Source organism: Halovulum marinum (assembly GCF_009697225.1).
In the GTDB taxonomy this organism is placed as follows: domain Bacteria; phylum Pseudomonadota; class Alphaproteobacteria; order Rhodobacterales; family Rhodobacteraceae; genus Halovulum; species Halovulum marinum.
The window spans coordinates 528,861-541,065 of record NZ_WIND01000001.1 but is presented as its reverse complement, the minus strand read 5'-3'; the positions used below and the strand labels follow the sequence as shown (position 1 = coordinate 541,065).

General features: G+C 72.4%; 11 protein-coding genes. 3 read left to right on the top strand and 8 right to left on the bottom strand.

Features of this window, described 5'->3' with window-relative positions; genetic code table 11:
• Window positions 1-64: 64 nt before the first annotated feature.
• On the bottom strand, window positions 65-532 hold the full coding sequence (locus GE300_RS02740; protein ID WP_154444588.1) for a MarR family winged helix-turn-helix transcriptional regulator: 468 nt from the start codon (window positions 530-532) through the stop codon (window positions 65-67).
• Window positions 533-592: 60 nt separating this feature from the next.
• Window positions 593-1,069: a hypothetical protein gene (locus GE300_RS02735; RefSeq protein WP_154444586.1), complete on the bottom strand. Its 477-nt coding sequence runs from the start codon at window positions 1,067-1,069 to the stop codon at window positions 593-595.
• Window positions 1,070-1,145: 76 nt separating this feature from the next.
• On the opposite strand from GE300_RS02735, the gene trhO reads away from it, so the two are divergent.
• Both trhO and GE300_RS02725 read left to right on the top strand, forming a co-directional pair.
• Window positions 1,146-2,048 (top strand): oxygen-dependent tRNA uridine(34) hydroxylase TrhO, encoded by a 903-nt coding sequence (trhO, locus tag GE300_RS02730; RefSeq protein WP_154444573.1) that lies wholly within the window; start codon window positions 1,146-1,148, stop codon window positions 2,046-2,048.
• Between the two features lie 81 nt (window positions 2,049-2,129).
• Window positions 2,130-2,378, top strand: a complete 249-nt coding sequence (locus GE300_RS02725) for a hypothetical protein (RefSeq protein WP_154444572.1) — start codon at window positions 2,130-2,132, stop codon at window positions 2,376-2,378.
• Window positions 2,379-2,385: 7 nt separating this feature from the next.
• On the opposite strand, the gene GE300_RS02720 is transcribed toward GE300_RS02725, so the two are convergent.
• A complete protein-coding gene (locus GE300_RS02720) occupies window positions 2,386-3,642 on the bottom strand; it encodes an MFS transporter (RefSeq protein WP_154444571.1) in 1,257 nt (418 codons plus the stop codon).
• Window positions 3,643-3,761: 119 nt separating this feature from the next.
• Between GE300_RS02720 and zapE the strand changes: the two genes are divergently transcribed.
• On the top strand, window positions 3,762-4,880 hold the full coding sequence (gene zapE, locus GE300_RS02715; RefSeq protein ID WP_154444570.1) for a cell division protein ZapE: 1,119 nt from the start codon (window positions 3,762-3,764) through the stop codon (window positions 4,878-4,880).
• 650 nt (window positions 4,881-5,530) lie between these two features.
• On the opposite strand, the gene GE300_RS02710 is transcribed toward zapE, so the two are convergent.
• From GE300_RS02710 to GE300_RS02690, 5 genes are all read right to left on the bottom strand, one after another.
• Window positions 5,531-6,118 (bottom strand): hypothetical protein, encoded by a 588-nt coding sequence (locus GE300_RS02710; protein ID WP_154444569.1) that lies wholly within the window; start codon window positions 6,116-6,118, stop codon window positions 5,531-5,533.
• Window positions 6,119-6,225: 107 nt separating this feature from the next.
• Window positions 6,226-7,482 (bottom strand): lytic murein transglycosylase, encoded by a 1,257-nt coding sequence (locus GE300_RS02705; protein WP_154444568.1) that lies wholly within the window; start codon window positions 7,480-7,482, stop codon window positions 6,226-6,228.
• 167 nt (window positions 7,483-7,649) lie between these two features.
• A complete protein-coding gene (gene rnr / locus GE300_RS02700) occupies window positions 7,650-9,920 on the bottom strand; it encodes a ribonuclease R (RefSeq protein ID WP_154444567.1) in 2,271 nt (756 codons plus the stop codon).
• A gap of 268 nt (window positions 9,921-10,188) precedes the next feature.
• Window positions 10,189-11,676 (bottom strand): TadG family pilus assembly protein, encoded by a 1,488-nt coding sequence (locus tag GE300_RS02695; RefSeq protein ID WP_154444566.1) that lies wholly within the window; start codon window positions 11,674-11,676, stop codon window positions 10,189-10,191.
• Window positions 11,676-12,074, bottom strand: coding sequence for a TadE/TadG family type IV pilus assembly protein (locus tag GE300_RS02690; protein ID WP_233416714.1), 399 nt, complete (start codon window positions 12,072-12,074; stop codon window positions 11,676-11,678). Before GE300_RS02690 ends, GE300_RS02695 begins: the two co-directional genes overlap by 1 nt.
• Window positions 12,075-12,205: the final 131 nt, after the last annotated feature.

Below are 12,205 nucleotides of genomic sequence, written 5' to 3'. Positions count from 1 at the left end.
TCGACCTTCCGGAATCGGGAACCGCCTACACCGCGGCGGGCGGGGGGTCAAGGATTCGCGGCGCTCAGCTCTGGCCGATGGCGTGCGGCACCTCGGCCTCGGGCAATTCCAGCCGGTCGGTCAGTGCATGCAGCGCGTCGCGCATCTCGTCCAGCTCGCAGTCGTCCAGCCCGGTGGCGCAGGCGACATGGTACTGCGCCTCGGACGCGGCCGCGCGCAGCTCGGCGCCCTTGTCGGTCAGCTTGACGTGCACCACGCGCCGGTCCCTGGTGTCGCGCTCGCGACGGACGAAGCCGGCCACCTCGAGCCGGTCGATCAGCGGGGTGATCGCGTTCGGGGCCAGCCGCAGCCGGTCGGCGATGTGCCGGGTGCTGCCCGGCCCGTCCTGCCACAGCGTCAGCATCACGATGTACTGCGGATAGGTCAGGTCGATCGCCGCCAGCAGCGGCCGGTAGGAACGCACGATCGCGTTGGTTGCCGCGTAAAGCGCGAAGCAGAGCTGGTTGTCGAGAAGTAACGGGCGCTTGTCCATGCAATGACCAGATTGTTGAGCGCGTGAAGTATGTCGGTCGCGGCGCGCGGTGGCAAGCGGTCACTCGGCCGGCTGCAAAGTAAACGGCCGGGTCAGCCACTCGTTGATCGCGGTTTCCAGCGCCCGGCGGTCGTCGTTGCCATAGCTGCGCTCCAGCGGCAACGGCCCGTCGGCTGTGCGCAGCGTCAGCCGCGTCAGCCGGGCGGCGTCGCTCCAGCTGGCCTCGACCTGCGCGCCGCGAATCCGGTCCAGCGGCACCGCCTTCAGCCGGCGGTGCAGCAGGCGGTGCTCCTCGTGCACGGCCAGCCCCTCGGCGCGCGAGAATACCGTGCGGGTGGCGGGAAAACAGGCCCAGGCCAGCACCAGCAGGCCCAGGCCGGCGCTGCCCGGGATCAGCCGGTCCGACAGCGCCTCGGACCCGGCGCCGGTCGCCGCCAGCGCCAGCAGCGCCGCGCCCATCGCGGTGCACAGCCACGCCACCGGCCCGGGGCGATGGGCCACCACGAGGCGGGCGTTGTCGTCGTGCAGGATCCTCATGGCGCCAGTCTGCCACGGCTCTGTGGCGCGAAAACGGCGCTTCATTCCGCGCCCGCGCTCTGCTAAGCGCGCGGCCATGCAGACCGTGGCCGCCCTGTACCGCTTCGCCCGTTTCGACGACCCCGCCGCGCTGGCCGGGCCGCTGCGCGCGGTATGCGCGGCGGGCGGCGTGCGCGGCACGCTGATCCTGGCGACCGAGGGGATCAACGGCACCATCGCCGGGCCGGAACGCGGCGTCGCCGACGTCGTCGCGCACATCCGCACGCTGCCCGGTTGCGCCGACCTGGCGCCGAAGTACAGCACCGCGGCCGAACCGCCGTTCGGGCGGCTGAAGGTGCGCCTGAAATCGGAAATCGTCACCATGGGCCTTCCCGACGCCGATCCGCGCCGCGACGTCGGCACCTATGTCGCGCCGCGGGACTGGAACGCGCTGATCTCGGCGCCGGACGTGGCGGTGATCGACACCCGCAACGACTACGAGGTGGCGATCGGCAGCTTCGCCGGCGCGGTCGATCCCGAGACCCGCAGCTTCCGCGACTTTCCCGGCTGGTGGCGCGCGAACGCCGCGCGCTTCGCCGGCAAGCGGATCGCGATGTTCTGCACCGGCGGCATCCGCTGCGAAAAGGCGACCGGTTTCCTGAAGGCCGAGGGCGTCGGGCAGGTCTACCACCTGGACGGCGGGATCCTGAAGTATCTCGAGGACGTGCCGCCGGACGACAGCCTGTGGCAGGGGGCGTGCTTCGTGTTCGACGACCGGGTGTCGGTGACGCACGGGCTGCGCGAGGGGCCGCACGCGCTGTGCCACGGCTGCCGCCGCCCGCTGGCGCCCGAGGATCTGCAGCGCCCGGAATTCGAGCGCGGCGTCGCCTGCCACCGCTGCCGGCACGAGCGCACCGACGAGGACCGCGCCCGGTTCCGCGAGCGCCAGCGCCAGGTCGATCTGGCGGCGCGGCGGCCGGGCGCGGTGAACCCTGCGTGAGCGGGGCTGGCACCGGTCCCTTTGCAGGCTAGACTTCTTCGGCAACGAAGGGGGCCGCGCGGCCCCGGAAAGGACGATGCCATGAAGACCTTGCAGACGGCAGCCCTGTGCCTGCTGCTGACCGGCTGCGCGGCGCAGGTCGGCGGCGGGATGACCCAGCTGGAGGGCGCCGCCGGAATTCCGCGGGAATATGCTGGCCAGCTGGACGCGCACGAGCTGGCGCTGATCCTGCGGCTGCGCAACCGCTCGGACCTGAACCGGCAGGAGCGCGAGCGCCGCATCGACCAGGTGCTGCGCGGCCAGAGCCCGCGGCTGCGCGTCGGCTTCTGAGCCGGGCTCAGGCCGCCACGGCGACGGGGCTGCGCCGCTCCTTCACCGGCAGGTGCACCAGCGCCGAGAATGCGCCGACGCCGACGCCGATCCACCAGACCTGGTCGTAGGTGCCGTAGATGTCGTAGAGCTTGCCGCCCAGCCAGACGCCCAGGAAGCTGCCCAGCTGGTGCGAGAAGAACACGATGCCGTAGAGCGTGCCCATGTAGCGCAGGCCGAACAGGTGCGCGACCAGCCCGCTGGTCAGCGGCACCGTCGCCAGCCACAGCGCGCCCATCCCGACCGAGAACAGGATCACGGTGGCGGGCGTCATCGGAAACAGGATGAACAGCGCCGCGAACAGGGTGCGCCCGGCGTAGATCCCGGCCAGCAGGTATTTCTTGCTGTGGCGTTTGCCCAGCCAGCCCGCGGTGACGGTGCCGACGATGTTGGCCAGCCCGATCAGCGCCATCGCCCAGGCGCCCAGCGCGGCGGTGTCGCCGATGCCGATCCCGGCCAGGATGCCGGCCGGGTCGATCGGCCCGGAGACCTCGGTGATGAACGCCGGGAAGTGTGCGGTGAGGAACCCCAGCTGGTAGCCGCACGAGAAGAAGCCGGCGAAGATCAGCCCGTAAGACGGGTCGCGGAAGGCCCGGCGCAGCACCTGGCCCATGCTCTCTTCCAGCTCGGCGCGGCTGGCGGCCTGGCTGCCCCGCAGCAGCGGCAGCATCAGCAGCGCGCCCAGGATGATCACCGAGAACACCAGGAACACGCCGGACCAGTTCATGAACCCCAGCAGGTATTCCGCGAACGGCGGCCCCACCACCTGCCCGGCCGAGCCGGCGGCGGTGGCGATGCCCAGCGCCATCGAGCGGTGCTCGTCCGCGGCGGCGCGGCCGACCACGGCCAGCACCACGCCGAACCCGGTGCCGGCGACGCCGAACCCGACCAGCACCGACCACAGCTGGTGCGCCTCGGGGGTGATCGCCTGCGAGGACAGCACCAGGCCCAGCGCGTAGGTCAGCGCGCCCAGGAGGATCGCGCGGCGGTCGCCGAAGCGCTCGCCGATGGCGCCGAACACCGGCTGGCCGATGCCCCAGGCCAGGTTCTGGATCGCGATCGCCAGCGAGAACTCGGAGCGCAGCCAGCCGAATTCGTCGGCGATCGGGATCTGGAACACGCCGTAGGAGGCGCGGATCGCGAAGCCCAGCATCAGGATCACCGAGCCGGCGATCAGGACCGGGGTGAACAGCCGCGCGGGAGCGGGGATCGCGGTGCAGGCCATGGGGGTTCCTTTCTGCGCGCCGGCAGTCTTTACTTCCGGCGCGCCGGGCGTCAAAGCATATTGCCTGAACCCGCCCATTCCGTTTCACGATGAAATCGTCGCGAGAGGCCGCCTTCCGCATGCCGCAGACCGAAGCCCAGGGCATTCGCCAGGCGTGGCGAGCGCGCGTCGCCTCGGGGGCGCTGCGGGACGATCCGGCGCAGCGGCTGGCGGTCGAGAAGCTGGCGCTGCTGGAAAGCCGGCTGGCGGGCTACGAGCCGGCGCAGCCGCGCAAGGTGCTGCTGGGCCTGTTCGGCTGGGGCCGCGAGCGGATGGAGAACCGCGAGGTGCCGGGGCTCTACATCTACGGCGATGTCGGCCGCGGCAAGTCGATGCTGATGGACCTGTTCTTCCAGACCGCGCCGGTCGCGCCGAAGCGGCGGGTGCATTTCCACGCCTTCATGCAGGAGGTGCACGAGGGCATCCACGGCGCCCGCGCCGACGGGGTCGAGGACCCGGTGCGGCCGGTCGCCGACGCCATCGCCGACGGCGCGACGTTGCTGTGCTTCGACGAGCTGCAGATCACCGACATCACCGACGCGATGATCGTCGGCCGGCTGTTCGAGCGGCTGTTCGCGCGCGGCGTGGTGGTGGTGGCGACCTCGAACCGGCATCCGGACGATCTGTACAAGGACGGGCTGAACCGGCACCTGTTCCTGCCGTTCATCACGCTGATCAAGGAGCGGATGGAGGTGCACGCGCTGGACAGCGACACCGATCACCGGCAGGCGCGGATGCGCGGGCGCGAGGTCTATCTCTCGCCGCTGGGCGCCGGGGCAGACGCGGCGCTGGACCGCTGGTGGCAGGAGCTGGCCGGCAGCGACGGCGCGCCGCTGACGCTGCGGCGCAAGGGCCGCGACGTGGTGCTGCCGCAGGCCGCCAACGGGGTGGCGCGGGGCAGTTTCGACGATCTGTGCCGGCAGCCGCTGGGGCCGGGCGACTACCTGGCGCTGGCGCAGGCGGTGCGGGTGCTGATCCTGGACCGGATTCCGCTGCTGAGCCGGGCGCAGAACAACGAGGCGAAGCGGTTCGTCACCCTGATCGACGCGCTTTACGAGGCGAAGGTGCGGCTGATCTGTTCGGCCGCGGCCGAGCCGGAGGCGCTGTACCCCGAGGGCGCGGGGGCGTTCGAGTTCGGCCGCACCGCCTCGCGGCTGGAAGAGATGCGCAGCGGCGACTGGCCGCCCGCCGAGGAGTGACCCGCCACCGGGCGGCCGGCGTGAAGGACCGGCGTGAAAAATCTGCGTGAAAGGGGCGGATTCCACCGTGAAAACCCCTTCAACACCATGAAATTCAAGAAGAACACTTCATGAAAACTTCGTAAACGGCCTCTCCGCCGCCGCCGGAGAGGCGCATCACCTGCGACAGCGCGGCCCTGCCGGGGTCTGTCCGGATGCCCGCGTGCGGCGGACAGCGCCGGAGGGCGGCACATGTGCCGGAGCGCCTCGGCCTCGGTGGGCATGGTCGCGGTCGGCGGCGCGGCGATGGCGCGGCGATGGCGCTGCTGGCGCTGCGCGGCGAGCGGGCCGCGATCCTGGGCATGCGGGGATGCTTCCCCGTGCTGAAGGCGGTGCAAGACCGCGGGCCGTGCCGTGGTCGACGACTGCGCCGCCGCCGGAAACCGCGCGTCACCCTGCTGTGCTGTCCGCGCATCGCCGTGCAGCCGATCGATCGCCGCCCTCGCCCTGGCCCTCGCGCCGGCCGCGGTTTCGCCGGCGCTGCGGCGCCGGGTCCGGGCGCAAACAGGTTCCGGCGCTGCCGGGGCTGGCGCCGAGCGGCGATCCGCACGGGAAGCCGGCGGTCCGGTGCCGGTTCTCGATCAGGCTGCGGAAGATCGCGCCGGGCCCGCCTACTGCGCCTTGGCGGGCCGGGAGGGGGCGTCCTCGGCCCGGGCGGCGAGTTTCCACGCGAACACCTTGGCCTGCTCGATCCAGTCGTACTCGTCCTCGGCGGTCCGCACCCAGGTCAGGCGGCCGCCCTTGCGCCAGGGGTCGAGCACGATGCCGGCGAACATGTCGTCGCCGCGGCGGCTGACGATCAGCGTGCTGTGCTCGATCCGGAAGGTCTTGTCGTAGTTGGCGATGCCCCGGTGCAGGGTCAGGGTGCGGAACCGCTCCTGCGCCAGCCGCGCCTGGAGATCGTCCGCCCACTGGTAGCACAGGCCGCGCGGCTTGATCCCCATGTTCACCTTGGTGTTGTGCACCAGCGGCGTGTCGGTGATCTGGTATTCGCGGGCCAGCACTGCGGTGTAGTCATAGGCGATCCGGGCGGCGCGGCGGGCCTCCTCGGGGTCGACCTCGGGGCCGAGGTCCTGCAGCGCGCGGGACAGCCCGGCCACCTGGTCCGGCGTGGCGATCTCGGGGCCCATGTCGGCACCGGGCGGCACGCCGCAGGCGGCCAGGGCGAGAAACAGCAGCAGGTGAAGGGTCTTGAACATCGGGGCAGGTCCGGCGGTGTGCGATCGCCGGGTTGACCTAGCGTGAAACGCCGGAGTTGTCGAGCCGCCGGGCCCGGCGGCCCGACAGCCCTGCCGGCGGTCTGCGCTCAGCCGCCGCGCAGGCGCTGCAGCAGGCTGGACGAGGCGAAGCCGTCGGGCACCAGCCCCTGGGAGCGCTGGAAGCCGCGGATCGCCTCCATCGTGTTCGGCCCGATCAGCCCGTCGGCGCCGCCGGTGCTGAAGCCGCGCGCGGTCAGCCGCCGCTGGATCTCGATCTTCTCGGTGCGCGACAGCGCCCGCTCGGTGCGCGGCCAGGCGGCGCTGAAGTCGGGCGCGCCCATGATCCGCTGCGCCAGGTGGCCGACGCCCATCGCGTAGGAGGTGGCGTTGTTGTAGCGCTTGATGACGCGGAAGTTGTTGAACACCATGAACACCGGGCCGCGCGCCCCGGCCGGGGCCAGCAGCGCCGCCTCGCCGTGGTTCGGCACCGGCCGGCCGTCGAGCCCGCGCACGCCGAGCTGGGTCCAGCGGGCGACGGGGCGGCGCAGGTCCTGGTCGATGTTGCCGTAGTTGAAGCCGGCGGGCAGGCGCACCTCGACCCCCCAGGGCTGGCCGCGGGTCCAGCCGAACTTGCGCAGGTAGTTGGCGGTCGAGGCCAGCGCGTCGGTCGGATCCTCGGCCCAGACGTCGCGGCGGCCGTCGCGGTTGAAGTCCTGCGCGTAGGCCAGGTAGCTGGTGGGGATGAACTGGGTGTGGCCCATCGCCCCGGCCCAGGAGCCGCGCATGCCGTTCGGCGCCACGTCGCCGTTCTGCAGGATCTTCAGCGCGGCGATCAGCTGTTCCTCGGCGAAGGCGCGGCGGCGGCCCTGCACCGCAAGGGTGGCGAGCGCCTCGATCACCGGGGTCGAGCCGCGGAAGGAGCCGTAGTTGGTCTCCATCCCCCAGACCGCGATCACCGCGGCGGCGTCGACGCCGTAGGTCTGTTCGATGCCGGCCAGCGTGCGCTGGTACTTGCGGTAGTTCTCGCGGCCGTTGTCGATCCGGGCGTCGGACACCGCGGTGTCGAGGTATTCCCAGATCGGCTTGGTGAACTCGGCCTGCTTGCCGTCGAGGCGCACCACCTCGGGGTTCATGCCGACGCCGCGGAAGGCGGCGTCGAAGGTCGCCCGCGAGATGCCGGCGGCATAGGCGCGGGGGCGGAAATCCTCGCGCCAGCGGGTGAAGGCGCTGCCGGCCTGCGCGAGCCGGGCGGCGCCCGCGGCGTGGCTGTCGCGGAGCACGGGCCGCGTATCCTGTGCCGCGACCGGGGTGGCGACCGTGGCGGCGATCAGCGCCGCGGCGGTGAGAAGGGTGAGGCGTTTCATGGCCGGGTCCTGGTTGGGTTGCTGCTCGGGTGGTGTTGTTTTCGGGCAGTGTAGCGCGAACCGGCCGGTGGAAAAAGCCTTCCCGGAGGGATCCGGCGGAGTCGCGGCGGGGCCGCGACACGTCGTTCAGCCCGGCCCCGCCTGCGGCGGGATCCGGGCGGCGGGCGCTAGGGGCGGGTGCGGCGCTTGAGCTTCTTCTTCGCGGCGATGCGTTTGGCCTTGGCGCGGCCCGGCGCGCGCCGGGTGGGGCGGCCGACCGGGCGCGAGGCGCGCGGCAGGCTTTCGCCCTCGAGTTCCAGCAGTTCGAACACCAGCCCGCCGGTGACCGCCTGCGCCTCGGTCAGGCGCACCAGCGCGCGCTGGCCGAGGCCGATGATCCGCCCCGAGCGGTCGCCCATCAGGGTCTGCGCGTCGCGGTCGTGGTGGAAGTACTCGTCGCCCAGCGTGCCGATCGGCACCAGCCCGTCGGCGCCGGTGTCGTCGAGCTTCACGAACAGGCCGAACCGGGCGACGCCCGAGACCCGGCCGGCGAACTCGCTGCCGACGCGGTCGGCGAGGTAGGCGGCAAGGTAGCGGTCGGTGGTGTCGCGCTCGGCCTGCATCGAGCGGCGTTCGGTCGCCGAGATCCATTCCGCGGTGGCGTCGAGCCGCTCGATGTCGAGTTCGGACAGCTTGTCCCTGTGCTTGCCGGCGCCGCCGCCCCAGCCGTGGGCGGCGATCAGCGCGCGGTGCACGATCAGGTCGGCGTAGCGGCGGATCGGCGAGGTGAAGTGCGCGTAGGCGCGCAGGCTGAGGCCGAAGTGGCCGAAGTTCTGCGGTGCGTAGTAGGCCTGGGTCATCGAGCGCAGCACGCTGAGGTTGATCAGCTCGGCCTCGTCGCGGCCGGCGGCCTGGTCGAGCAGCCGGTTGAGGGATTTCGTCGTCAGCACCTGGCCCTTTGCCAGGCTGAGCCCGGCGGCGCTGGCGGTCTCGCGCAGGGCCTCGATCTTTTCGGGGTCGGGCTCTTCGTGCACGCGGTAGAGCAGGGGCGTGTGCTTGCGCTCAAGCGTCTCGGCGGCGCAGACGTTGGCGAGGATCATGAACTCCTCGATCAGCCGGTGCGCGTCGAGCCGGTCGCGGAACGCGACCGAGCGCACGCTGCCGTCCTCGGCCAGCACGATCCTGCGCTCGGGCAGGTCGAGGTTCAGCGGCTGGCGCTTGTCGCGCGCGGCGTTGGCGGCGCGCCAGGCGGCCCAGAGCGGCTCGAGCACCGGCTCGAGCAGGTCGGCGGTGGCGTCGTCGGGCCGGCCGTCGATCGCGGCCTGCACCTGCTCGTAGGCCAGCGCGGCGGGCGAGCGCATCAGGCCGCGGACGAAGCGGTGCGCGGTCTTGCGGCCGGCGGCGTCGAGCTTCATCTCGACGGCGATGCAGGGCCGGTCGACGCCCTCGTGCAGCGAGCACAGGTCGGCCGACAGCGCCTCGGGCAGCATCGGCACCACGCGGTCGGGAAAATAGGTCGAGTTGCCGCGCTCGCGCCCGGCGTCGTCCAGCGCGGTGCCGGGGCGGACATAGGCGGCGACGTCGGCGATCGCCACCCAGACGATGTGGCCGCCGTCGACCGCCGGGTCGGGCAGCGCGCAGACCGCGTCGTCGTGGTCGCGCGCGTCCGACGGGTCGATGGTGATCAGCGGCAGGTGGCGCAGGTCGTCGCGGCCTTGCGCGCTGTCGATCGGCCGCGCCGCCTCGGCCTGCGCGAGCGCCTCGGGCGGGAACTCGTCGGGGATGCCGTGGGCGTGGATCGCGATCAGGCTGACCGATTTCGGCGCCGAGGGATCGCCCAGCCGCGCGGTGACGCGGGCGCGGTGCAGCCCGAGACGGTCGCGCGGGCCGGTCTGTTCGGCCTCGACCAGCTCGCCGTCCTGCGCGCCCATCCGCTCGCCGGCGCCGACGGTCCATTCGTGCCCGGCGCCGCGTTCCAGCGACAGGATGCGGCCGCCGGCCTCGGTCTGCCGGTACAGGCCCAGCACCTTGCGCGGGCCGTGGCCGATGCGGCGGATCAGCCGGGCGTCGTAGGCCACGCCCTCGGCGTCCGAGGGGCTGAGCCGGGCGAGGATGCGGTCGCCCTCGCCCAGCGCGGGCTCGGCGGCGCGCAGGTGCACCAGGATCCGGGGCAGCGGATCGTCGCTGTCCCACTGCGCCGGCTCGGCCCAGAGATCGCCGGCGCTGTCGGGGCCGGTGACGCGCAGCACCGACACCGGCGGCAGCGCGCCGGGCTCGCGGATGTGCTTGCCGTCCTTGCGGATCTCGCCGCTTTCCTCGAGCTCCTTCAGCATCCGCTTGAGCGGAATCCGGTCGGCGCCCTTGATGCCGAAGGCACGGGCGAGTTCGCGCTTGGAGGTCTCGCCCGGGTTCTCGCGGATCCAGGCGAGAAGGGCGTCCTTGGAGGGCAGCTTGTCCATGTCCGGGAGGTAGCACGGGCCGGAAGGGCGGGAAAGGGCGCAACACCGGCGCGGCGGGTGCGGCGTTTTCGGGGCGGCGCGGGCGCAAGCGCCAGCGGGTGTGAAGGAGACGCGCCGGCGCCAGCGCGCCAGCGGGTATGAAGGAGACGCGCCGGCGCCAGCGCGCCAGCGGTCGTGAAGAAGACGCGCCGGCGCCAGCGCGCCAGCGGTCGTGAAGAAGACGCGCCGGCGCTAGCGCGCCAGCGGTCGTGAAGAAGACGCGCCGGCGCTAGCGCGCCAGCGCGATGGCCTGGGTCTCGATCATGTAGCGCGCGCCCAGGCAGATCCCGGCGAGCGGGTCCAGCAGCACGTCGCCGGTCAGCTCGCCGCTGGCGTCGATCACCGCCGAGACCGCGCCGTCGGCGGCGATGTCGGTGTCGCGCGCCAGCTGCGCGGCCAGCAGCAGGTCCGAGAACGGCGCGATGTCGAACAGCGTCAGCCGGGCCGAGGCGGCGGCGTCGACGAACACCAGGATCCGCACCCCGTCGCCGGGGCCGCACGCTTTGCGCGAGTTGACGGCGAGCGCGGTCGGCAGGTCGCCCGACAGCCGCAGATCGAGGATCGACCACAGGTTCGAGATCACCACCGTACTGGACAGGTCCGCCCCCTGCTCGACCTTGACCGGGCAGTCCGAAAGCAGGGTGACGCCGGGCAGCGCGATGCCGGCGGGGATCGCCAGCACCTCGTCGGCGCGGCAGGCGACGTGCACCGTCTGGTTCGCCTGCACCGCCGCGAATTCGAACAGGTCCAGCGTGGTGGCGAGATCGGCATGGGCGGCCGCCTCGGCCAGCGCCGAGGCGATCTCGGCGTCGGTCATCACCAGCGCCGGCAGGTCGGCGGTCAGACTGCCGCCGAGATCGAACAGCGGCAGTCCGGCCAGGGCTTCGGATATGCCGTCCGCGTCCGGCATCCGGTCGAGCACCGAGGCGGCGAACACGCTGTCGATCACGTCGACCACCTGGCCCGGCAGCCACGCGCCGTCCTCCAGCACCGCGGCGTCGGCTTGGGCGTGCAGGCACAGGCCGACGAACACGTCGACGTTCTCGACGTCGGCGCGGGTGCGCAGCGACAGCAGCGGGTCGACGCATTCCGCACGCTCGGTCTCGAAGGTGCGGGCGACGGCCTGCACGCGGATGTCCCACTGCTCGAGCCCGATCACGCGCAGGAAGTTGGTCGGCAGCGGGTTGCCGTTCCGGCGGTCGCGGCGCAGCGTCACCCGGATCGCGTCGCCGCCGGCGATGGCGGGGGTGAAGGCGGCGGCGTCGCTGTCCCAGTTGCCGTATTCGACATCCTCGCGCAGCAGCGCGTCCTCGAACCGCGGGTTGGTCAGGTTGCGCCCGACCTGGGCGATGGCGACATCCGCCGGATCCTCGCTGCCCAGCAGCGGGTCGCGCAGCTCGTTGCGCGCCATGGCCGCGGCGCCGGCGTGGGCGCCGGCCTCGGCCGCGGCGCGGAGCATGGACTTCACCCGCCAGGCGTGGGCGCCGTCGATGGCGAGGCCGCCGATCGCCAGGCACAGCACGGTCCAGATCACGTTCTGCGCGGTGACGGTGCCGTCGCAGTCGGTGAGCAGCCGGTGCCGCGGCCGTGGTGGGCGGCGGCGGCACCGGCCGCCCGGGGGCGCCGCCGGATCGGGGGCGGTCCGGCGGCGGGCGGGGACGGGGACGCGACAGGCGGGAAGGGGCAGGGCGGGAAAACGCAGGGCGGGAAAACGCATCAGACCGGCTCCTTCACCATGACGACGCGGGCCTCGAGCGCACCCCAGGAGGGGCCGGTGAGGATGTTGAACACCGCGGTCTGCTCCATCGGCACCGAGACGTGGACGGTGGCGTCGTCGCCGGTGCTGTCGGCGGTGATGCGCAGCCCGGCGTAGCGCGTCGACACCCGCGAGCGGACATAGGCCTCGGCCTCGGCCTCGGTCATCTGGTGCATCGCCATGCGGCGCGCGCCGTCGCGGGCGGCGTCCCACATGCCGGCGTTCGCGGTCAGGATCAGCGACAGATCGACGATCGCCGAGACGATGAGCAGGAAGAAGGGCAGCCAGATCACATGCTCGACGGTGGCCGAGCCGTCGGTGTCGCTAAGAAACGGGCGGTGTCGGTGCGGGTGCGTCATGACAAAAATCCTCTGGCGGGGGCCGTAATCGCGGTGGTCGCGGCGGTCGGGAACAAGCGCGTCCGGGTCGGTTCCGGTAATCTCGTTAACCATCCTCGGCGCCGATCGTGGCGGCAATGCAGCTTGCATTG